At 68.1% G+C, this 20,098-nt stretch carries 20 protein-coding genes; 13 read left to right on the plus strand and 7 right to left on the minus strand.

What is annotated here, in order from left to right; all coding sequences use genetic code 11:
* Positions 1 to 8 precede the first annotated feature (8 nt).
* The 6 genes from fliF (at position 9) to QT386_RS11410 (ending at position 6,279) form a co-directional block, all read left to right on the plus strand.
* A complete protein-coding gene (gene fliF, locus QT386_RS11385) occupies positions 9 to 1,670 on the plus strand; it encodes a flagellar basal-body MS-ring/collar protein FliF (protein WP_289273887.1) in 1,662 nt (553 codons plus the stop codon).
* A gap of 295 nt (positions 1,671 to 1,965) precedes the next feature.
* Positions 1,966 to 2,952, plus strand: a complete 987-nt coding sequence (gene fliG / locus QT386_RS11390) for a flagellar motor switch protein FliG (protein WP_367401427.1) — start codon at positions 1,966 to 1,968, stop codon at positions 2,950 to 2,952.
* Positions 2,945 to 3,538, plus strand: coding sequence for a FliH/SctL family protein (locus QT386_RS11395; RefSeq protein ID WP_289273889.1), 594 nt, complete (start codon positions 2,945 to 2,947; stop codon positions 3,536 to 3,538). The genes fliG and QT386_RS11395 overlap by 8 nt, the downstream gene beginning before the upstream one ends.
* Before the next feature lie 85 nt (positions 3,539 to 3,623).
* On the plus strand, positions 3,624 to 4,973 hold the full coding sequence (gene fliI, locus QT386_RS11400; protein ID WP_289273890.1) for a flagellar protein export ATPase FliI: 1,350 nt from the start codon (positions 3,624 to 3,626) through the stop codon (positions 4,971 to 4,973).
* 8 nt (positions 4,974 to 4,981) lie between these two features.
* Positions 4,982 to 5,416: a flagellar export protein FliJ gene (fliJ, locus tag QT386_RS11405; protein ID WP_289273891.1), complete on the plus strand. Its 435-nt coding sequence runs from the start codon at positions 4,982 to 4,984 to the stop codon at positions 5,414 to 5,416.
* A 5-nt stretch (positions 5,417 to 5,421) separates the two neighbouring features.
* Entirely contained in the window at positions 5,422 to 6,279 is an 858-nt protein-coding gene (locus QT386_RS11410; protein WP_289273906.1) for a flagellar hook-length control protein FliK, read from the plus strand.
* On the opposite strand, the gene QT386_RS11415 is transcribed toward QT386_RS11410, so the two are convergent.
* Both QT386_RS11415 and QT386_RS11420 read right to left on the minus strand, forming a co-directional pair.
* Positions 6,270 to 7,172, minus strand: coding sequence for a DUF4339 domain-containing protein (locus QT386_RS11415; protein ID WP_289273892.1), 903 nt, complete (start codon positions 7,170 to 7,172; stop codon positions 6,270 to 6,272). The two genes, QT386_RS11410 and QT386_RS11415, sit on opposite strands and share 10 nt — an antisense overlap.
* Before the next feature lie 7 nt (positions 7,173 to 7,179).
* The gene (locus tag QT386_RS11420; protein ID WP_289273893.1) at positions 7,180 to 7,779 is read right to left on the minus strand and encodes a 2-hydroxychromene-2-carboxylate isomerase; all 600 of its coding nucleotides are present in this window, start codon (positions 7,777 to 7,779) and stop codon (positions 7,180 to 7,182) included.
* 155 nt (positions 7,780 to 7,934) lie between these two features.
* On the opposite strand from QT386_RS11420, the gene QT386_RS11425 reads away from it, so the two are divergent.
* Together QT386_RS11425 and QT386_RS11430 are read left to right on the plus strand one after the other, a co-directional pair.
* Positions 7,935 to 8,714: a peptidase gene (locus tag QT386_RS11425; protein ID WP_289273894.1), complete on the plus strand. Its 780-nt coding sequence runs from the start codon at positions 7,935 to 7,937 to the stop codon at positions 8,712 to 8,714.
* Between the two features lie 65 nt (positions 8,715 to 8,779).
* Positions 8,780 to 10,102: an adenylate/guanylate cyclase domain-containing protein gene (locus tag QT386_RS11430; protein ID WP_289273895.1), complete on the plus strand. Its 1,323-nt coding sequence runs from the start codon at positions 8,780 to 8,782 to the stop codon at positions 10,100 to 10,102.
* A 66-nt stretch (positions 10,103 to 10,168) separates the two neighbouring features.
* Here QT386_RS11430 and QT386_RS11435 read toward each other — a convergent pair whose 3' ends face one another.
* Positions 10,169 to 11,104 (minus strand): alpha-E domain-containing protein, encoded by a 936-nt coding sequence (locus QT386_RS11435; RefSeq protein WP_289273896.1) that lies wholly within the window; start codon positions 11,102 to 11,104, stop codon positions 10,169 to 10,171.
* A 28-nt stretch (positions 11,105 to 11,132) separates the two neighbouring features.
* A complete protein-coding gene (locus QT386_RS11440; RefSeq protein WP_367401428.1) occupies positions 11,133 to 12,629 on the minus strand; it encodes a circularly permuted type 2 ATP-grasp protein in 1,497 nt (498 codons plus the stop codon).
* A gap of 171 nt (positions 12,630 to 12,800) precedes the next feature.
* Here QT386_RS11440 and minC point away from each other — a divergent pair, with 171 nt between their 5' ends.
* From minC to minE, 3 genes are all read left to right on the plus strand, one after another.
* Positions 12,801 to 13,559, plus strand: a complete 759-nt coding sequence (minC, locus tag QT386_RS11445) for a septum site-determining protein MinC (RefSeq protein ID WP_289273898.1) — start codon at positions 12,801 to 12,803, stop codon at positions 13,557 to 13,559.
* A gap of 86 nt (positions 13,560 to 13,645) precedes the next feature.
* The gene (gene minD, locus QT386_RS11450; protein WP_289273899.1) at positions 13,646 to 14,455 is read left to right on the plus strand and encodes a septum site-determining protein MinD; all 810 of its coding nucleotides are present in this window, start codon (positions 13,646 to 13,648) and stop codon (positions 14,453 to 14,455) included.
* 2 nt (positions 14,456 to 14,457) lie between these two features.
* Positions 14,458 to 14,721: a cell division topological specificity factor MinE gene (gene minE, locus QT386_RS11455; RefSeq protein ID WP_289273900.1), complete on the plus strand. Its 264-nt coding sequence runs from the start codon at positions 14,458 to 14,460 to the stop codon at positions 14,719 to 14,721.
* A gap of 82 nt (positions 14,722 to 14,803) precedes the next feature.
* Here minE and QT386_RS11460 read toward each other — a convergent pair whose 3' ends face one another.
* The 3 genes from QT386_RS11460 to QT386_RS11470 are packed head-to-tail and all read right to left on the minus strand — an operon-like array spanning position 14,804 to position 18,682.
* On the minus strand, positions 14,804 to 15,631 hold the full coding sequence (locus QT386_RS11460; protein WP_289273901.1) for an SDR family oxidoreductase: 828 nt from the start codon (positions 15,629 to 15,631) through the stop codon (positions 14,804 to 14,806).
* Positions 15,628 to 17,313 carry an AMP-binding protein gene (locus QT386_RS11465; protein ID WP_289273902.1) on the minus strand — a complete coding sequence of 562 codons (1,686 nt, stop codon included), beginning with the start codon at positions 17,311 to 17,313 and terminating at the stop codon, positions 15,628 to 15,630. The genes QT386_RS11460 and QT386_RS11465 overlap by 4 nt, the downstream gene beginning before the upstream one ends.
* Before the next feature lie 58 nt (positions 17,314 to 17,371).
* Positions 17,372 to 18,682 carry a YihY/virulence factor BrkB family protein gene (locus tag QT386_RS11470; RefSeq protein WP_289273903.1) on the minus strand — a complete coding sequence of 437 codons (1,311 nt, stop codon included), beginning with the start codon at positions 18,680 to 18,682 and terminating at the stop codon, positions 17,372 to 17,374.
* A 225-nt stretch (positions 18,683 to 18,907) separates the two neighbouring features.
* Between QT386_RS11470 and QT386_RS11475 the strand changes: the two genes are divergently transcribed.
* Together QT386_RS11475 and QT386_RS11480 are read left to right on the plus strand one after the other, a co-directional pair.
* Complete coding sequence (locus QT386_RS11475) at positions 18,908 to 19,381, plus strand: phasin family protein (RefSeq protein WP_289273904.1); 474 nt, start codon at positions 18,908 to 18,910, stop codon at positions 19,379 to 19,381.
* A gap of 108 nt (positions 19,382 to 19,489) precedes the next feature.
* Positions 19,490 to 19,780, plus strand: coding sequence for a hypothetical protein (locus tag QT386_RS11480; protein WP_289273905.1), 291 nt, complete (start codon positions 19,490 to 19,492; stop codon positions 19,778 to 19,780).
* Positions 19,781 to 20,098 lie beyond the last annotated feature (318 nt).

Raw genomic sequence — 20,098 nt, forward strand, 5'->3', positions numbered from 1 at the left:
GATCCGCCATGGCCGAACTCGCGCTTCCCTCTCCCGCCCGCAGCCTCAAGGACATCCCCGCCCTGCGCCAGCTGATCATGCTGGTGGGCGTGGCCGTCGCGGTGGCGGCCGGCTTCACCGTATTCAACTGGTCGCAGAAGCCGGACTTCGCGCCGCTGTACGGCAACCTGGCCGACAAGGACGCCGCCGAGATCGGCGAGGCCTTGCGCTCGGCCAAGATTCCCTTCCAGGTGGACACCGGCAGCGGCGCCGTGTCGGTGCCGGCCGAGCAGGTGCATGAGGCGCGCCTCAAGCTGGCCTCGCAGGGCCTGCCGCGCGGCAGTGCCCAGGGCTTCGAACTGATCCAGCAGGAGCAGGGCTTCGGCACCAGCCAGTTCATCGAGACCGCTCGCTACCAGCATGCGCTGGAGACCGAGCTGGCGCGCAGCGTCTCCACCCTGCAGCCGGTGCGTGCCGCGCGCGTGCACCTGGCGCTGCCCAAGGCCTCTGCCTTTGCCCGCAACCGCGAGGCTGCCAGCGCCTCGGTGCTGGTGGAACTGCACTCTGGCCGCACGCTGGAGCCCGACCAGGTCGCCTCCATCGTCCACATGGTGGCCAGCAGCGTCTCCAACCTGCAGCCCTCCGCCGTCACCGTGGTGGACCAGAACGGCCGCCTGCTGACGCGCGACGACGGCGGCAGCCCGCTGGGCCAGAGCAGCGAGCAGTTCGAATACGCGCGCCGCGTGGAAGCCGACTACGTGCGCCGTATCGAGCAACTGCTGACGCCGATGCTCGGCGCCGGCCGTGTCAGCGCGCAGGTCACCGCCGACCTCGATTTCTCGGTCACCGAGGAGGCGCGCGAGAGCTACAAGCCCGACTCCGCCACCGTGCGCAGCGAGCAGACCTCCGAGGAGCAGCAGCGCTCGCCGGCCGGCCCGGCAGCTGGCATCCCCGGCGCCACCAGCAACCAGCCGCCGCCGCAGACCGCCAACCCGCCGCTGAACCAGCTCAGCGGTGCCAGCGGCAGCACCGATGCGCCGCTGTCGCAGAGCAAGCAGAGCTCGCGCAGCTACGAGATCGACCGCACCCTGAGCCACACGCGCCAGCCGGTCGGCAGTGTGCGCCGCCTCTCGGTGGCGGTGCTGGTGGACTACGTGCCCCGTGTCGGTGCCGACAAGAAGGTCACGATGGTGGCGCTGGGCAAGCCCGAGCTGGACAAGGTCAATGCCCTGGTGCGCGAGGCCGTGGGTTTCAGCGACCAGCGCGGCGACAGCCTCAGCGTGCAGAACGCGCCCTTCGTGCAGCCCGACGCCGTCACTCCCGACGAACTGCCGATCTGGCAGAACCCGCAGCTGCGCGACGGCCTGCGCCATGTCGGCGGTGCGCTGATCGTGCTGGCCCTGATCTTCGCGGTGCTGCGCCCGGTGCTGAAGCAGCTGCTGGCCGCGCCGCTGACACCGCGCGGCACGCTGGCGGCCTCGCCAGGCGTCGCCGCCGGCCCTGGCGGTATTGGCGATGATGTTCGCGTGGTGTCCGATGGGCCGGTTGCCCTGGGCCGCGGGCCGGGCGGGCAGGCGATGGCAGCCCTGCCGGACCCCTACGATGAAAAGCTGCAGACCGCGCGCAGCGCCGTCACGCAGGATCCCAAGCGCGTGGCGCAGGTCGTCAAGAACTGGATCGGACAAGAGTAGGAGCTTATCCGTGAGCAAAACACGCACGCGTTGCTGCCAGAAATCGCGCCAGGCAAGTCGGCCGATGCGAGGTTTGGTGGCTCCAAATAAGCAGCGGCCGGCGCCGCATGGCGCGATTTCTGGCGCAACCCTTCGGGACGGGGCCATTTTCGCGCCCCGCGGCCCCTATCGCCCCTCATGTACTCGTGTACACCGCGGGCCGATAGGGTTTGCGGGACACGAAAATGGCACGCCGTCGCGTGCGCGTTTTACTCACGGATAAGCTCCTATGGGCGACGCAACTCCAGCCAGCGGAATCAGCGGTGCCGAGCGTGCCGCGATCCTCCTCATGTCGCTCGGCGAGGCCGAGGCGGCGGAGGTGCTCAAGCACATGGGCGCCAAGGACGTGCAGAAGGTCGGCCAGGCCATGGCCTCGCTGACCAATGTCTCGCGCGAGCGTGCCAACGAGGTCATGGACCGCTTCGTGATGGAGCTGGACAACCAGACCGCGCTGGGCGTGGGCGCCGACGACTACGTCCGCCGCGTGCTGGTCGGGGCGCTGGGCGAGGACAAGGCCTCGGGCCTGATCGATCGCATCCTGCTGGGCCGCAACAGCAAGGGCCTGGAAGCGCTCAAGTGGATGGAGACCCGCGCGGTCGCCGACCTGGTGCGCAACGAGCATCCGCAGATCGTCGCCATCGTGCTGGCCTACCTGGACCCGGACCAGGCCGCCGAAGTGCTGGAGCTGCTGCCCGAGCGCATGCGCGGCGACGTGCTGATGCGCATCGCGCGGCTTGACGGCATCCAGCCGGCGGCACTGCGCGAGCTCGACGAGATCATGGAGAAGCAGTTCTCCGGCGGCACCAACCTCAAGTCCTCCAGCGTCGGCGGACTCAAGGTGGCGGCCGGCATCCTCAACCTGATGGACTCCTCGATGGAGCAGACCATCGTCGCGCGCATCGGTGAAGTGGACGCCGACCTGTCGCAGCGCATCCAGGACCTGATGTTCGTGTTCGACGATCTCGGCGAGGTCGACGACCGTGGCATCCAGACCCTGCTGCGCGACCTGTCCACGGAAACCCTGGGCATGGCGCTGAAGGGCGCCGACGCCCGCATCAAGGACAAGTTCGTCAGGAACATGTCCAAGCGCGCCGGCGAGATGCTGCTGGAAGACATGGAGGCCAAGGGCCCGGCCCGCGTCTCCGACGTCGAGGCGGCTCAGAAGGAAATCCTGGCGGCCGCCCGCCGCCTGGCCGATGCCGGCACGATCTCGCTGGGCGGCAAGGGAGAAGACTTTGTCTGAGACCTTTGCTACGGCCCGTTGGGAGCCGCCGGTTTTCGCCGCCCCGGGCCGCTGCCCGGAAGACGTGGTGCTGCATACCGCGCAGCAGTTGGACGAGATGGAAGCCGCCGCCTACCAGGAGGGCTTTGCCCGCGGTCATGGCGAAGGCTATGCCGCAGGCCTGCAGCAGGCACGCAACGAGGCCGCGCGGCTGCGCGAACTGGTCACGCACCTGGCACGCCCGTTGGCGCAGATCGATGAGGAAGTGGAACGTACCCTGGTGGCGATGACCGTGGAGGTCGCGCGCCGCCTGGTGCAGCAGGAGCTGGAGCTGGATCCCACGCGCGTGCTCGGCGTGGTGCGCGAGGCCATCGGCGCGCTCGATGGGGCGGGCCGCGAGCTGCGCGTGATGGCGCATCCCGAGGATGCTGAACTGCTGCAGCAGCACCTGGTGGCGCCACCGGAGGCCAGCTCGCTGCGCGTGATCGCCGACCGCAGCCTGATGCGCGGCGATTGCCGCGTTTCCAGCGAGTTTGCACAAGTGGATGCGCGCCTGGATACGCGCCAGGCCAACCTGGCGCAGAGCATCATGGGAGAGTCGGAGTGAAGCCTGCGCTCGATGTAGGAGCGGCCGTTGGCCGCGATAGCGCCTTCGCGGCCAACGGCCGCTCCTACGATTTACGGATGGGCAGATGAGCGAATTCGCCGAAGCCCGCAACAAGTTCCTGTCCCGCCGCCTGAAGGCGCAGTCCGCGCAGGTGTCCCATGCGCGCACGCTGATGGTGGAGGGCACGCTCAAGCGCGTCGTCGGTTTGACCCTGGAAGCCGTAGGCTGCCAGGTGCAGATCGGCGCCCGCTGCCGCGTGGCCAATGCCGACGGTACCGGCCTGGAGGCCGAGGTCGTGGGTTTCTCCGGCGACCGCACCTTCCTGATGCCCACCGGCGACATGCAGGGTCTGAAGCCCAATGCCCGCGTGATTCCGATCCGCCACGCCGCCGAGGTGGCGGTGGGCGAGGGCCTGCTGGGCCGCGTGCTCGATGGTGAGGGGCGCCCCCTGGACGGCAAGGGCCGGCTCGACTGCAACGGCTACGCGCGCCTGCAGGGTGCGCCGATCAACCCATTGGCGCGCACGCCGATCAGCGAGCCGCTGGACGTGGGCGTGCGCACGATCAACTCGCTGCTCAGCGTGGGCCGCGGGCAGCGCCTGGGCCTGTTTGCCGGAACCGGCGTGGGCAAGTCCACGCTGCTGGGCATGATGACCCGCTTCACCAAGGCCGACGTCATCGTGGTGGGCCTGGTGGGCGAGCGCGGCCGCGAAGTGCGCGACTTCCTCGATCACAACCTAGGCCCCGAGGGCCTGCGCCGCGCCGTGGTGGTGGCGACGCCGGCCGACCGCTCGCCGCTGATGCGCCTGCGCGGCGCCTACCTGGCGACCGCCATCGCGGAGTACTTCCGCGACCAGGGTCGCCACGTGCTGCTGCTGATGGATTCGCTGACCCGCTTCGCCCAGGCGCAGCGCGAGATCGGCCTGGCGGTGGGCGAACCGCCGACCACGCGCGGCTATCCGCCGTCGGTGTTCGCCAAGCTGCCAGCACTGGTGGAGCGTGCGGGCAACGGCATCGACGGCTGCGGCTCGATCACCGCGTTCTATACCGTGCTGACCGAGGGCGACGATCCCAACGATCCCATCGCCGACACCGCGCGCGGCATCCTCGACGGACATATCGTGCTGTCGCGCGCCATTGCCGATGCCGGGCTGTACCCGGCCATCGACATCGAGGCCTCGATCTCGCGCGTGGCCAACGAGATCACGGCGCCGGAGCACCAGCAGCGCATGCGACAGTTCAAGGCGCTGTTCAGTGCTTACCAGCGCAACCGTGACCTGATCAATATCGGTGCTTACCAGAAGGGCTCCGACGCCCGCGTGGATGCGGCCATCGCTCGCTGGCCGCGCATCGAGGAATTCCTGCGGCAGGACGTGCGCGAGCCGGCCGGCTTCGACATCAGCCGCGGCGCACTGGATGCCCTGCTCACCACCTGAGGGAACGAATGAATTCGCGCCGACTGGTACCGCTGCAGACGCTCGCCGACCAGCGCGAGGACGAGGCGGCACGCCGCCTGGCTGACGTACAGCGCCGCCACGCAGATCAGGAAGCGCGGCTGGTCGAGCTGCGTCGCTATGCCGACGAATACGCCAATGCCCCGGCCGGCCCCACGGCGGTGCTGATGCTCAACCGCCAGGCCTTCCTCGGACGCCTGCGCGAGGCCGAGCGCTTCCAGGTGCAGGCGGTGGAGGATGCACGCCTGGCCGTGGAAGCCGAGCGCGCGGCCTGGTTGCTCAAGCGTCGTGATGTTTCCGTGCTGGACCAACTCGCCGCCTGCTACCGCGGCCGCGAACAGCGCCAGGACGAGCGCCGCGAGCAGCGCGGTGCCGATGAGCTGGCCCTGCGCCGCTTTGCCGCGGCCCAGGACAGCCTGCCGTGACGGCCATGCCCGCAGTGACCGCCGCTTCGGCGCCGCCCGCCGCCAATGCGGCTGCTACAGCCACGGCGGCGGATGCCACGCTGCTGCCGATGTTCAACCTGCCGTTGCCGGATGCCGTGGATGCGGCGCCACCCGCCACGGACGCCGCCGAGCCCTTGCCGGAAGGCCAGAGCGATGCGCCCGCCGCGACCGCCGGACTGGTGGACTGGTTGCTGGCCATGGTGCCGCCACCGGCCGTGCCGGCCCAGCCGGCACCGGGTGCAGCCGATACCGTCATCGATCTGCCCGCAGTGGCTGTCGCGGCGGAGCCGGATACGGCGCCGATCGCTGCCACTGCCGAGATTCCCGAGGCGTTGCTGCAGGCGCAGCCGGACGCTCCGCTCCCCGCTCCCTCATTCAGCCTGATGGTGCCGCTGCCGGCTCAGTTCGCCGCCAGCGCGATAGTGGCACCCGCGGCGCCGCTGTCCTCGACGCCCGCCCTGCCGCCGCTGTCGCTGGACGATCCGGACTGGAGCGCCTCGCTGGGCGAGCGCGTCAGCTGGGCCACCGAATCAGGGCTGTCGGAAGCGACCATCGACCTGCAGCCGGACGAACTGGGCCCGATCCGCATCCGCATCGAAACGCAGGGTTCCCTGGCGGATGTGTCTTTCCAGGCGGCGAATGCCGCCACGCGTGAGTTGCTCGCGCAGTCGTTGCCGCAGCTGCGCGGCCTGCTGAACGGGCAGGGCATGGACATGGGCCGCTCGCAGGTCGCGGCAATGCCGGGTTCGCGCCGCGGCGAGGCCCGTGGCCTGGCCGATGAAGCGGCGCCCATTGCGGGTCGCCGGCTCTACCGCGTCGGCCTGGTCGACGACTACGCCTGAGGGCTGCCGGGCGCCGCCAGCGCCACCGGCGCGGAGCTGGAGGGCTTGCGCCGAGGGGCCTCCTCGGTCTCTTCCTCGGGCAGGAAGGAGCCGAACAGGGCCATCAGCAGCATCAGCCCGCCCAGCACGATCCCTGTGATGTTGAGGCCGCTGTAGCGGTCGTTGCGCGGGTATTCGGGCGCCAGTTGCGCGTTGGTGCGATTGGCCAGTTCCTGCGCGGGCATCAGCGTCAGCGCCGACAACATCGCGATCATGCCCAGCGGGCCCGGCAGGTTGCCCAGCAGGGTGATCACGATGAACAGCGATGCCATGGTGCCCGCCTCGAACGAGGGCGGCAGGCCAGCTTCCTGGGCCTCGGCGCGTATGCGCTTGAACAGCGGGTAGACGTAGAAGATGGCGAATGCCGTGCGCCAGAACGGCCGGATGTCGGAGCCGTCGCGCCGCCGCACCCGCCACCACTGCTGGTAGAACCAGTAGAGGTTGTAGAAGGTCAGCGTGCACAGCGACATCACCAGCAGCTTGCGCGGCGCCACCGCAAACCAGGGGGCGTCGCCGGCAGCGCTTGCGCTGGCGGTGGCCCAGGTGGGCGGAGCGGCGGGGGCGAGGGCCGCCGGGCTGCTCCAGCCTTCCGTCGCCGCGGCCGGCGGGGGAGGTGGAGGGGCGGGCGGAGAGGCCGGAGAGGCCGGGTGCGTTGCCTCGGCCACCGGCAGCAGGCCGCGCACCGAGGACGCTGCGATCCATTCCGCCATGCCCTCGCGCCACAGCAGAGCGTCGGGTTGCAGGCCGCCTCCAGCGGCGATGCGCTTCAGTTCCTGCGCGCTGACCGGCCCCTGCTGCTGCGTACCGTTGGCGTACCACCAGACCCTGGTGCCGCTGTCGTGCCCTTCCTGCATGCGCGTCTCAGGACCCCAGCTTGCCGTTGAGGTAATCCTCCAGCAGCACCAGACGGTCGTTGCCCCAGAACATCTGGCCCTCCACGAAGAAGGTCGGGGCGCCGAATACGTCGCGCTCCACGGCCTCGTCTGTGTTGGTGCGCAGCAAGTCCTTGGCGGGCTGCTCCTGCGCCGCCGCCAGCAGCGCGGCGCCGTCGAAGCCTGCGGCGTCGGCCACGGCCTTGAGCACCTCGGCCTGACTGATGTCGGCGTCCTTGGTCCAGTAGGCCGTCATCACGGCCTTGGCCCAGTCGCCGACCCGCTCGGGCGGCAGCGCGCAGGCGATGCGGCCGGCGGTCAGGCTGTTTACCGGGAACACGCGCGGGAAGAACAGCGGCACGCCGTAGTGCTTGGCCCAGAGCCGCAGGTCCTTGAACAGGTACTTGCCCTTGGCCGGGATCATGGCCGGGGCGCGGTTGCCGGTGGCCTCGAAGGCCTTGCCCAGCACGAAGGGGCGCCATTGCAGGCTGCAGTCGCAGCGCTGCGCCAGGGCCTCGATCTGCGTGGCCGCCAGGTAGGTGTAGGGACTGGCCGCATCCCAGAAGAATTCGATGGTCCGCTGTGTCATTGCTGGTTCTCCCAAGGTTTATACCCGCATACTACCGGGAGAGGCCGCGGCATGGCATGGCGTATGCATGACCTGCGGCGCGCCAGCCATTTGCGTGGTGCCGGGGCAGACCTACAATGCCGCCCCCGCCGGACAGACCAGCGAGACGAGAGGCGATGACGTATTGCGTAGCGATCAAGGTGAATGACGGACTCGTCTTCGCCGGAGATACCCGCACCACCGCGGGCGTGGACGACGTGCGCTCGCACCCCAAGCTGCATACCTTCGAGATACCGGGCGAACGGGTGTTCGTCCTGCTGTCGGCCGGCAACCTGGCCACCACCCAGTCGGTGCTGAACCATGCCTGGCGTGACTGGAACGGCGATCCGTCCAACGTCAGCCTGCGCAGTGTGCGCCACATGTACGACGCCGCCGAGTACATCGGCCAGCTGCTGGTACGCTCGCAGCGCGATTTCTCCCAGGGCGGGCAGTACAGCAACGTCGATTTCCGCGCGACCCTGATCCTGGGTGGCCAGATCCTGGGCGAGGAACCGGCCCTGTACCTGGTCTACCCGGAAGGCAACTGTATTGCCACCTCGCCGGAAACCCCCTACCTGCAGATCGGCGAGAGCAAGTACGGCAAGCCGATCCTGGACCGCATGATCAAGATGAGCCAGACCTCGCTGGAGGACGCAGCCCGCTGCGCCCTGGTGTCGCTGGACTCCACCATGAAGTCCAACCTCACCGTGGGCCCGCCGCTGGATGTGGCGATCATGCAGCGCGATTCCCTGGCCATCTCCCGGCGCCTGCGCCTGGACCTGGATACACCCTACTACGCCGCACTGAAGAAGGCCTGGGGCGAGCAGCTGGAGAAGGTATTCCGCGAGGCCCTGCCCAAGTTCGAGTGGGAAGCCGACCCCAACCAGCAGTCCCTGCCGCTGCCGCCCCAGGACTAGGGTCCGGGTAGCTTGCCCCGCTGCCCCGGCCGGCCGAAGATGCGCCGACCGATCCGGGGGAATCCATGGATGTGCTGACGCTGTTGCCCAGCGGCCTGCTGGCCCTGCTCGCCATCGGCATGTCGCTGGCGTTCTGGAGTGCCGACCGCGGCTCGCCTACCACCCGCGCCCTGGCCCTGGCCCTGGTGGCCATGGGGGTGTCGGTGGGCCTGGGCATGCCGCTGCATGCCCTGGACGCGGTGCCCGCCTGGGCCCGCTGGCTGGCCCTGGCCGACGCGGTGGCGATCTGTGCCTTCCTGGAGTGGATCCTGCGGGTGCGCCAGCAGACCTCGGCCGGCGACCTCGATCCGCGCTTTGCCGATCGCCTGCTGCGGGCCGGCCAGGCTGGCAGCCTGGTGTTTGCGGGCGCCGGGCTGCTGGCGCCGGAGCTGCGCGTCAACGTGTTCCTGAACGCTTTCGGCAGCGGCAGCCCGGAGGCCGTGCTGCGCCCGGGGTTCTGGCTGTTTGCCGGGCCGCTGTTCCTGGCGATCCTCTCCGCCGTGGTGGGCAGCCTGCTGTTCCTGCGCCGCCAGCCGGACCGGCCGGAGTACGTCCGCGCGCTGGGCTGCATCGCCGCCACGCCTTTCCTCGGCTTTGCCATGGTCATGCCCGAGGACGCCGCGGTGCTGAGCATGACGCTGGGCCTGCTGCTGATCCTGGGCGCGACCATGCATTACCTGGTGATCCAGGGACAGCGCGGCGAGTTCATGGCGCGCTTCCTGTCGCGCCGCGTCGCCGAGCTGGTGCGCCAGCGCGGGCTGCAGCAGGCCATGCGCGAGAGCAGCCTGGAGCTCACCGTGGTCAGCGTGGACCTGCGCGGCTTCACCGCCTACTCGCAGGTGCAGACCTCGGTGCAGGTGATCGGCGTGCTACGCGAGTACTACCGCCTGGCCTGCGAAGTGGTGGCGCGCTACGACGGCACCATCAAGGACCTGGCCGGCGACGGCATCCTGGTGCTGGTGGGCGCGCCGCTGTCGATTCCGGACCATGCCGCGCGCGCCCTGGAGATGGCAGACGGCATCCGCACGGCGGTGGGCGCCGCGACGCAGCGCTGGTCGGTGGGCGCGCCGCACCTGGGCGTGGGCATCGGCATCGCCAGCGGCACGGTGACGGTGGGCGCTATCGATGCCGGCGACCGCTACGAGTACACCGCGGTGGGCTCGGCCGTGAACCTGGCCTCGCGGCTCTGCGAGGAGGCGGCCGACGGCGAGATCCTGGCCGCGGAACGCACGCTGGAGCTGGCGGGTGCCGCCGCACCGCCGCGGCTGGAGCCGCGCCCGCCGGTGCAGGTCAAGGGTTTCGCGGAGCCGGTGCCACACCGCAACCTGAGCGGGGCGCTGGCGGCCTAGGCAATCCGGCGTTACGCCGTCATACCGGCTTCTGCCGGCATGACAGGATTTGCGGGTCACCCGGGATCAGGCCGCCTGGAACCAGGCCTTGCTGACGCCATCGTGGACGTTGGCCAGGCCCACCTGGATCTCGTCCATGACCTCGCTGATGCCCCCCAGCATCAGGCGATCCACGTCGGCGTCCATCACCAGTGCGCGGCAGCGGTCCAGCGTGCGCTGCAGCGGGCGGTCGGGCGGCAACTTGGGCAGGGTCTGCGAGATGGAGTTGAGGCAGTAGGTAACGCTGCGCGGGAACTCGCGGTTCTGCAGCAGGAAGCGCAGCACGTTGGGGCCGTTGACGCGGCCGCGCACGTGGCGGCGGAACATCTGGTAGGCCATCAGCGAGCGCAGCACGCCCATCCACTGGATGTTCTGGAACGGCGCCAGGTCCTCGGCGGTCTTGGGCTTGATCAGACTGGAGGAGCGCACGTCGATGATGCGCGTGGTCATGTCGGCCTGCTCGATCGACGCGCCGATGCGCAGGAAGTGGTAGCCCACGTCGGTGCTCATGTTGGCGCCGATCATGCCGTAGATCAGCAGCGCGCCGTCGATGATCTGCTGCAGGAAGTCCTGGCGCTTGGAGCGCGACAGGGCCTTGTCGCCCTTCTCCTGCAGCAGGTAATGCAGGTCGTTGAGACGCTCCCAGACCTCGCGCGGCGCGCACTCGCGGATGGTACGCAGGATCTCTCGGGCGTTCTGCAGCGAGCAGATGATGGAGGCCGGGTTCTGCTCGTCCAGCAGCAGGAAGCGCATGATCTGCGCCTCGCCGGATTCGCCGTTGTAGCGCTCGCGAAAGGCTTCTTCCTGGCCGAGGATCTGCACTAGCGGCAGCCAGCCGAATTCCACCTGCCGCGGCAGGTCGAAGATCAGGTGGCCGTGGACGTTGACGATGCGAGCGGTGTTTTCGGCGCGCTGCAGGTAGCGCCCGAACCAGTAGAGATTGTCGGCGACGCGCGAGAGCATCAGTTGCTCTCCCGAAATGACGTAAGCATCAGGCGGCCTCCGCGCCGATCGACTGTGACTGGGACTGCGAGGCTTCCGCCGTGCCCTCCATGTCCACGATCCAGGTGTCCTTGGCGCCGCCGCCCTGGGAGCTGTTGACCACCAGCGAGCCCTTGACCATCGCCACGCGCGTCAGGCCGCCAGTGGTGACATAGGTGCTGTCTCCGCGCGACAGGATGAAGGGGCGCAGGTCCAGGTGGCGCGGCTCGATACCGCCTTCGGTCAGGGTCGGCGCGGTGGACAGCGACAGGGTGGGCTGGGCCATGTAGTTGCGCGGGTTGGCCAGGATCAGGTCGCGGAACTGCTCGCGCTGGGCCTTGGTGGAGTTGGGGCCGATCAGCATGCCGTAGCCGCCCGATTCGTTGGCGGGCTTGACCACCAGCTTGTCGAGGTTGGCCAGCACGTAGTCGCGCTGCTTGGGGTCCATGCAGAGGTAGCTGGGCACGTTGGGCAGGATCGGGTCCTCGCCCAGGTAGTACTTGATCATCGCCGGCACGAAGGAATACACCACCTTGTCGTCGGCCACGCCGGCGCCCGGCGCGTTGACCAGGGCGACCTTGCCCTTGAGCCAGGCGCGCATCACGCCGCGCACGCCCAGCATGGAGTCGGGGTTGAAGGCCTCCGGGTCCAGGAACAGGTCGTCGATGCGGCGGTAGATCACGTCCACCCGCTGCGGGCCGTAGATGGTGCGCATGTAGACGCAGTCGTCGTCGCCCACCGACAGGTCCTGGCCCTCGACCAGCTCGATGCCCATCTGCTGGGCCAGCCAGCAGTGCTCGAAGTAGGCCGAGTTGTAGATGCCCGGGGTCAGCAGGACGATGTTGGGCACCTCGCCGGGGCGGGGCGACATCGCCGCCAGGGTGTCGTAGAGCTGTGCCGGGTAGTCGTCCACCGGCAGGATGTTCATGTTTTCGAAGATTTCCGGGAACACGCGCTTGGTCACCAGGCGGTTTTCCACCATGTAGCTGACGCCGGAGGGTACTCGCAGGTTGTCCTCCAGCACGTAGAGCGTGCCGTCGGCATGGCGCACCAGATCGCTGCCGCAGATGTGGGCCCAGATGCCGTTCTTGGGCCGCATGCCCACGCACTGCGGGCGGAAATTGACCGACTCCTCCAGCAGGTTGGCGGGGAACACCTTGTCCTTGACGATCTTCTGGCTGCCGTAGATGTCCTGGATGAAGTGGTTCAGGGCCTGCACGCGCTGCTTGAGGCCGGCCTCGGTGCGCTGCCACTCCGTGCGGGGGATGGTGCGGGGGATGATGTCGAAGGGCCAGGCGCGGTCGACATTCTTGCCCTCGGTGTAGACCGTGAAGGTGATGCCCATGACCCGGATCGCCAGCTCCGCGGCCAGGCGGCGCTCCCCCAGTTCCGTCTCGGAGAGATCGTCCAGGTATTCGGCCAGGTGCCGCGCCGCCGGGCGGGGCTGGCCGGGTGCCTCGAACAGCTCGTCATAGAACTTCTCGCAGCGGTACTGCCGCCAGTCGATCCCGGTACCCATCGGTAGGCCGTCCAAAGCTGTGTGGTCCTGTGTTGTCGGTAAACTAGCACAGCCTTAGCAAAACATAGGCCATCCCAGGCTGCGGCGGGCTTTGCGGGCGATCCGGGCATCCGCAAGCTGTCACGGGCGTGTAAAATCCGGGCAACTCCAGGCTTCTTCATGACATCCACCAAAGCGCTTGAATTCAAGGGGCGCATGCTGTCGGTCAGCCGGCTGCGTGTCCTCGCTCACGATCCCCTCACGGTGGAGGAGCAGATTCGCGACTTCGCCAAGTCCATGCCGCCGGCCATGCAGGGTATGCCGGTGGTGATCGAGGCGGAGCAGGCGCTGGAACTGGGCGGCATCCTGTCGGCCCTGCGTACGGCCGGTCTGCAGCCCCTGGGCGTCAGCGACGGCCCCCTGAACGAGTCGGCCCGCAACTGGGGCCTGGCGGTGCTGCCGCCGGAGGGCCGCGGCTCCCGCCCGGCCGCCGCCCGTGCCGAGGCTCCGGCGGACCCCGCGCCGGCTCCCGCCGCCGCTCCGCCGCCTTCGGCTCCCGCGCCAGCCCCGGCTCCGGCCGCTGTGGCACCGGTCCCCGCCCAGCGGGCGCCCACCAGGATCGTCACCGACCCGGTTCGCTCCGGCCAGCAGATCTATGCCGCCGGTGCCGACCTGGTGGCCATGAACCTGGTGGGTGCCGGCGCCGAGGTGGTTGCGGACGGCTGCGTCCATGTCTACGGCGCCGCCCGCGGGCGGGTCATCGCCGGGGCCAGCGGGGACACCCAGGCGCGCATCTTCTGCCGCCGCTTCGAGGCGGAACTGGTGGCCATCGCCGGCGTCTACGCCGTGGCGGACCAGATGCAGGGCGACCTGCGCGGCAAGCCCGTGCAGGCCTGGCTTGCCGATGGCAAGCTTAAGATCGAGAGATTGGACTGGTGACGGCTCCGGCCATGACCCAAACCTTGGATGCGGCCCGCGGGCCGCATTCCGTGAATTCCGACTGATTACTTAGAAAAGGGCTTCCAGTGGCGAAAATCGTCGTAGTGACTTCCGGCAAGGGCGGCGTGGGCAAGACCACCACCAGTGCCTCCTTTGCCACGGGCCTGGCCATGCGTGGCAAGAAGACCGTGGTCATCGACTTCGACGTCGGCCTGCGCAACCTCGACCTGATCATGGGCTGCGAGCGCCGCGTGGTGTTCGACTTCGTCAACGTGATCCACGGCGAGGCCAACCTGCGCCAGGCGCTGATCAAGGACAAGCAGCATGAGAACCTGTTCGTGCTGGCCGCCAGCCAGACGCGCGACAAGGATGCGCTCAGCACCGAGGGCGTCGAGAAGGTGCTCAAGGAGCTGGCACAGGACTTCGACTACATCATCTGTGACTCGCCGGCCGGCATCGAGAAGGGCGCCCACCTGGCGATGTACTTCGCCGACGAGGCCTTGGTGGTGACCAACCCCGAGGTGTCCTCGGTGCGTGACTCCGACCGCGTGCTGGGCCTGCTGGCCAGCAAGACCCAGAAGGTGGAAAGCGGCGCCGGCAAGGTGCGCGAGCACTTGGTGGTGACGCGCTACAACCCGGCCCGCGTCGAGAAGGGCGAGATGCTGTCGGTGGATGACGTCAAGGAGATCCTGGCGATCCCGCTGCTCGGCGTGGTGCCCGAGTCGCCGGCGGTGCTGACCTCGTCCAACGCCGGCACTCCGGTGATCGCCTCGCGCGAGACCGACGCCGGCCAGGCTTACGACGACCTGGTGGCCCGCTTCCTGGGCGAGGAGCGGCCGCACCGTTTCCTCACTGCGGAGAAGAAGGGTTTCTTCAACAAGCTGTTCGGGGCCTGATCATGGATTGGCTCAAGTTCTTCAGGTCAGAACCCAAGAACACGGCGTCCATCGCCAAGGATCGTCTCAAGGTCGTCGTCGCGCACCAGCGCGAGGGACGTCCGGGCAGCGGTCCGGCCTACATCGGACAGCTGCGCGAGGAGATTCTCGCGGTGGTGCGCAAGTACGTACAGGTGCCGGACAGCGCCGTCAACGTGCAGCTGCAGCGCGAGGACGGGCTGGAAGTGCTGGAGATGAACATCGCGCTGCCAGACGCGCAGCGCTAGCCTGCGTTGTCCGTGGGGGCGGCTTCACCGCGATCTTCCTGAAAAGGATCGCGGCTGAAGCCGCTCCCACGTTCGTTTGCACTCAGAGTGGCCGCTCCAGCCGGAATCTCTTCCGCAGTATCCGGTCCATCAGCCACGTCGGAATCCAGCGCTGCAGCGCCGGCATCGCGTGGCTGCCGTTGCCGATGCGGATCAACGCGGGCGGGCGCGGTGACAGGATGGCGTCGGCCAGGCGTCGGCAGAAGGCGGTGGTGTCGGTGGAATGCTGCTGCGAAGCACCGGCGCGAGCCATGATGGCGTCGGCCACGGCGGCGTAGGCGGAAGACGTGGCGGCACGCGGGCCGGCACCGGCCGTGGCGGTGGCGCCGAACTGCGACTGGATGGCGCCGGGCTGTACCGTCATCACGTGGATGCCGAAGGGAGCCAGTTCCATGCGCAGTGCATCGGACAGCGCATGCACCGCCGCCTTGGTCCCGCAGTAGGCGCCGGAGAACGGCGTGACCAGCACGCCGGACACGCTGCCGATGTTCACCACCATGCCGCCGCGGCGCTGCATCATCGGCGGCAGCAGGGCCTGGGTGACGGCCATCAGCGACAGAACATTGGTGTCGAACTGGCGGCGCAATTCGGCCAGCGGCATCTCCGCCAGCGGGCCCATGGCGCCATAGCCAGCGTTGTTGACCAGCACGTCCGGCACCACGCCCTCGGCGAGCAGCCGTGCCGCCAGGGCGGCGATGCTGGCGGCATCGTCCACGTCCAGCGTGGCAGCAACGATGCCGCGGGACTCGAGGTCCTGCAGGGTCTCCGGCCGGCGCGCGGTGGCCCAGACGGTGTGGCCGCGGCCCTGCAGTTCCAGGGCCAGCGCGCGGCCGATGCCGCTGGAGCAGCCGGTGATCAGGACGGTCTTCATGCCGGCGGGGCGCGCAGGTCCTTGCGCAGGATCTTGCCGACGTTGGTCTTGGGCAGTGATTCGGCGAAGACGATGTGCCGGGGGACCTTGTAGGCGGTGAGCCGGTCGCGGCAGAACTGCAGCAGGGCGTCGGCGGTCAGCGCCGGGTCACGGCGCACCACGAACAGCTTGGGTGCCTCGCCGGATTTCTCGTCGGGTACGCCGATGCAGGCGCACTCCAGCACGCCGGGGTGCAGCGCGGCCACCGCTTCGATCTCGTTGGGATACACGTTGAAGCCGGACACCAGGATCATGTCCTTCTTGCGATCCACGATCGTGAAGTAGCCGCGCTCGTCCATCACCGCGACGTCGCCGGTGCGCAGCCAGCCGTCGGGGGTGAAGACCTTGTCGTTCTCCTCCGGCTTCTGCCAGTAGCCCTGCATCACCTGCGGGCCCAGAACGCAGAGTTCGCCGGCCTGGCCCTGGGGCAGCGGGCGGTTGTCGTCGTCGCGGATGCTTACGAGCGTGGAGGGCAGGGGCAGGCCGATGCTGCCGTTCCAGTCCGGCTTGTGCAGCGGGTTGAAGCAGACGCCGGGCGAGCATTCGGTGAGGCCGTAGGCCTCGGTCAGCGGCTTGCCGGTGACCTCGCGCCAGCGCTCGGCCACGGCCTGCTGCACGGCGGTGCCGCCGCCCAGGCTGAGCTTGAGCGCGGAGAAGTCCAGGCTGGCGAAGCCCTTGGTGTTGAGCAGGCCGTTGAACAGCGTGTTGACGCCGGTGAGCGCGGTGAAGCGGTGGCGCGACAGCTCGCAGACGAAGCCGGGCAGGTCGCGCGGATTGGTGATCAGCACGTTCCGGCCGCCCAGCGACATGAATACCAGGGCGTTCGCGACCAGGGCAAAGATGTGGTATAGCGGCAGCGCGGTGACCACGGTCTCCTCGCCGTCGCGCAGCAGGGGCGACAGCCAGGCGCGGCACTGCAGCAGGTTGGCGACGATGTTACCGTGCGTTAGCGTGGCGCCCTTGGACAGGCCGGTGGTGCCGCCGGTGTACTGCAGGAAGGCGATGTCCTCACGCGTCAGTTCAATACGCATGTAGGGCTGGGCCTTGCCGCGTGCCAGTGCCGCGCGCAGCGGCGTGCTGCCGTCGATGTGCCAGGCCGGCACCAGCTTCTTCAGATACTTGGCGCCGGCGTTGACCAGCAGGCTTTTCGGGAAGGGCAGCAGGTCGCCGACCTGCGTGGTGATGACGCATTCCAGCGGCGTCTGCCGGACCACCTTCTGCAGCGTGGCGCAGAAGTTCTCCGCCACCACGATGGCGCGGGCGCCGCTGTCGCGCAGCTGGTGTTCGAGCTCGCGAGGGGTGTACAGCGGGTTGACGTTCACCACCGTCATGCCGGCGCGCAGGATGCCGAACAGCACCACCGGGTACTGCAGCAGGTTGGGCATCATCACCGCGATGCGGTCGCCCTTGTTGAGGCCCAGCACATTCTGCAGGTAGGAGGCGAAGTCCTGCGTCGAGCGGTCCAGCTCGTCGTAGCTCAGGCTGGCGCCCAGACAGTCGAAGGCGACGCGATCGCGGAAGCGCGCGATGCTCTGTTCCAGCAGGTCCACCGCCGAGGCGTAGAGGCTGGGGTCGATGTCCGCGGGCACGCCCTCGCTGTATTCCTGCAGCCAGGGGCGCTCCACCGAATCTGCTGTGGTCATGCTGGTGAATCCGTCTTCGGGGGCGCGAAGTGTAACGGTTTGAGTCCCCGCGGGGGCTTCAGTTCCCCGGCCGGGTCAGCCACTGCTTCAGGCTGATGCCTTGGCTGTGACGCTCGAAGGCCTGCTCGGCACCCTCCAGCAGTTCATGAACTGCTGGCGACAGCAGTTCGTGGTTCTGCGGCATGGTGTCGTTGCCGGCGCGGGCCAGGCGCCACAGCCGGGCGACCGGGATCGAGTCCAGGTCCATGGCCGGCACCAGCCGGGTACGGTCGGCGCCGGATTCGATCAGCAGGCCGTGGTAGATCAGGTTGTCGGTCACCCGGGCCACATGCTCCGGAGCGGCGTTCAGGGCCAGGCTCAGCTCTTCTTCGGTATAGGCCGGCTCGCCGGCCAGGAAGCGGCGGCCGGTCATGCCCATGACCATCAGCGACAGGTATTCGATCTGCTTGCCGGACAGCAGCGGCGGAATCCTGTGGGCCTTGATCTGCTCCGGGTGCTGTACGTAAAAGGCCAGCTGGCAGCCGGTGAGCAGGATCAGCCAGCCCAGGTACAGCCAGATCAGCAGCAGGATCACGATGGCGAAGCCGGAGTAGATCGCGTTGTAGCTGGTGGCGCCGATCACGACCGAGGCGAAGATCGCCGCGCCGGTCTGCCACAGCACGCCGGCCAGGGCGCCGCCGTAGAACGCCGCGCGCAGCTGCACGCGGGTGTTGGGCATGAAGGCGTAGAGGAAGGTGAACAGGCCCACGATCAACAGGTAGGGCAGCAGCTTGGTCAGCATGAAGATCAGCAGGCCGAAGGGCTCGATGCCGACGATCCAGGCCATGGCGCTGCTGTTCATCACCGTCCCGGTCATGCCCAGGGCCAGCACCACCAGCAGCGGGCCCACCGTGATCACCGCCAGGTACTCGCCCAGGCGCTGCGACAGAGGGCGGGGCCGGTCGATGCGCCAGATGAAATTGAAGCTCTCCTCCACCTTGCGGATCATGGAGATGACCGAGAAGAACAGCAGTGCGACGCCGGCGAAGCCCAGCACGCTGACGTTGACCTTCTCGACGAAGCCGATGATGTTGCCGGTGATCACCGTGGCCTGGCTGCCCAGGGGGCGCAGGGCCTCCAGCAGCACCGGCTCCAGGGAGTTGTGCACGCCCAGGGCCTTGAGCATGGAGAAGGCCAGGGCCAGCAGGGGCACGATGGACAGCAGGGTGGTGTAGACCAGCCCCATGGCCCGCATGTTGAGCTGGCCGTCGATCAGGTCCCGGACCAGCACAAAGACATAGCGGGCCGCCCGGACCAGGGTCTGGGGATAGCGAGCCACCTGGTCGAGGTCCCAGAGGCTGTGCAGGAATTGCTGGATGCGCTGCTTCATGCCCCAACCATACCTGATGCGGTAGGAAAAATCCCCTTGTAATCCGAGGCTTCCGGAGTATTGACCAGGGCTTCCGGGGGCGGCTTGCCGTTCGTCGGCGCGGCGCGGGCGGCGCGTTGACATCCCCGGGGTCGCTGAATATGATGCACTGCAACAATGTTGCATCGCAGCAATTGTTGGGGAATTTGTTACCGGGAACTTTGTTGCTGATTCAGGAGCTTTTAAATGAACGTTGAAACCATCATCACCGATGTGAAGACCCGCGGCGAAGTCGTCGTGGCCCGTGGCCAGGATGTCGTCGAGTCCGGCTTCGAGACCCTCAAGGCTGCCAATGCCATCGTGGTTGAAGGCGTGAAGTCGCTGGTCGACACCAATGTCGCCGCCGGCAAGGATCTGCTCGCCGTGGCGCAGTCCAGCTTCAGCAAGGCCAAGACGGACGGCGTGAAGGCCGTGGCCGCCAACCCGGTCGCCTACCTGCCGGAAGGCAAGGATCGCGTCGTGGCTGCCTATACCGACAGCGTCGCCGTCGTCACCAAGACCAGCGACGAGCTGGTGAAGACCATCAAGGCTGGCTACGAGACGATCTCCGCCAAGATTGCCGGTGAAGATGTCGGCACCGTGGTCGCCGAGGCCGCCGCCGAAGCCAAGAAGACCGTGAAGAAGACGGTTTCCAAGGCCAAGAAGGCTGTGAAGGCCTAAGGTCCGGTCCGGGAATGCGTTCCCTCGCTATCTGACGGATGGCGATCTGAGGGCCGGGGGAAACTCCGGCCCTTTTTTGTTGAAACGAGGTAAACGATGAGTCATTTAGTGAAGGCCACGCAGGAAAAGGGCGAGATTTACCTCGATCGCGTCCTTGGCGGTGTCGCGCTCATCGCATTGCACGAGGCCGGCTCGCTCCAGGGACACCTGGAAGGGGTCAATGAGCGCCTGCGCGTGGCCCGCAAGGCCCGCAGCCTGGGTGAATTGCTGCGCGACCAGCTCGACCTGCTGCCGGAAACCCGCAACCGTTTCGTGCGCGACCATCACGTGCGGCGGGGGTTGTGGAATGGGTTCGTGTCGGATTTGACGGGTGAGATGAAGCGCTCTGGCGATGCCTAAATGGCATCGCCTGCTTCACCGAACGCCCGGCCATGGATGGCCGGGCAGGGGCTAGATCGGGAAGTGAAGTCCCGCCACGGATGGCGCCACGGTTGCTGTAGGAAGGTCGGCGCGGGCCCAGTACTACCCCACTCGCGTCGGCTTTTTTGTTTCCGATTGCGCACCGCGCCGCCGATTGAGGGTTCCCCCTCTCCCTAACCCTTATCTCTTGGTCTTTTCGTAATCTGGTGTCGAGAGCCCGGCGTGCGCGCCCGATAAACCCTTGATCGAGCGATCGTGGGAGAGCCTGGAGCCGCACGCCGGTTCTCACTACCGACG

Source organism: Solimonas sp. SE-A11 (assembly GCF_030345715.1).
Lineage (GTDB): Bacteria > Pseudomonadota > Gammaproteobacteria > Nevskiales > Nevskiaceae > Solimonas_A.

What these genes read in the sequence shown, in the direction of transcription:
- fliF (WP_289273887.1), top strand. Translation starts at nt 9, where the DNA reads ATGGCCGAACTCGCGCTTCCCTCTCCCGCCCGCAGCCTCAAGGACATC.
- fliI (WP_289273890.1), top strand. Translation starts at nt 3,624, where the DNA reads ATGAGCGAATTCGCCGAAGCCCGCAACAAGTTCCTGTCCCGCCGCCTG.
- fliJ (WP_289273891.1), top strand. Translation starts at nt 4,982, where the DNA reads ATGAATTCGCGCCGACTGGTACCGCTGCAGACGCTCGCCGACCAGCGC.
- QT386_RS11410 (WP_289273906.1), top strand. Translation starts at nt 5,422, where the DNA reads ATGCCCGCAGTGACCGCCGCTTCGGCGCCGCCCGCCGCCAATGCGGCT.
- QT386_RS11415 (WP_289273892.1), bottom strand. Translation starts at nt 7,172, where the DNA reads ATGCAGGAAGGGCACGACAGCGGCACCAGGGTCTGGTGGTACGCCAAC.
- QT386_RS11420 (WP_289273893.1), bottom strand. Translation starts at nt 7,779, where the DNA reads ATGACACAGCGGACCATCGAATTCTTCTGGGATGCGGCCAGTCCCTAC.
- QT386_RS11425 (WP_289273894.1), top strand. Translation starts at nt 7,935, where the DNA reads ATGACGTATTGCGTAGCGATCAAGGTGAATGACGGACTCGTCTTCGCC.
- QT386_RS11430 (WP_289273895.1), top strand. Translation starts at nt 8,780, where the DNA reads ATGGATGTGCTGACGCTGTTGCCCAGCGGCCTGCTGGCCCTGCTCGCC.
- QT386_RS11435 (WP_289273896.1), bottom strand. Translation starts at nt 11,104, where the DNA reads ATGCTCTCGCGCGTCGCCGACAATCTCTACTGGTTCGGGCGCTACCTG.
- minC (WP_289273898.1), top strand. Translation starts at nt 12,801, where the DNA reads ATGACATCCACCAAAGCGCTTGAATTCAAGGGGCGCATGCTGTCGGTC.
- minE (WP_289273900.1), top strand. Translation starts at nt 14,458, where the DNA reads ATGGATTGGCTCAAGTTCTTCAGGTCAGAACCCAAGAACACGGCGTCC.
- QT386_RS11460 (WP_289273901.1), bottom strand. Translation starts at nt 15,631, where the DNA reads ATGAAGACCGTCCTGATCACCGGCTGCTCCAGCGGCATCGGCCGCGCG.
- QT386_RS11465 (WP_289273902.1), bottom strand. Translation starts at nt 17,313, where the DNA reads ATGACCACAGCAGATTCGGTGGAGCGCCCCTGGCTGCAGGAATACAGC.
- QT386_RS11470 (WP_289273903.1), bottom strand. Translation starts at nt 18,682, where the DNA reads ATGAAGCAGCGCATCCAGCAATTCCTGCACAGCCTCTGGGACCTCGAC.
- QT386_RS11475 (WP_289273904.1), top strand. Translation starts at nt 18,908, where the DNA reads ATGAACGTTGAAACCATCATCACCGATGTGAAGACCCGCGGCGAAGTC.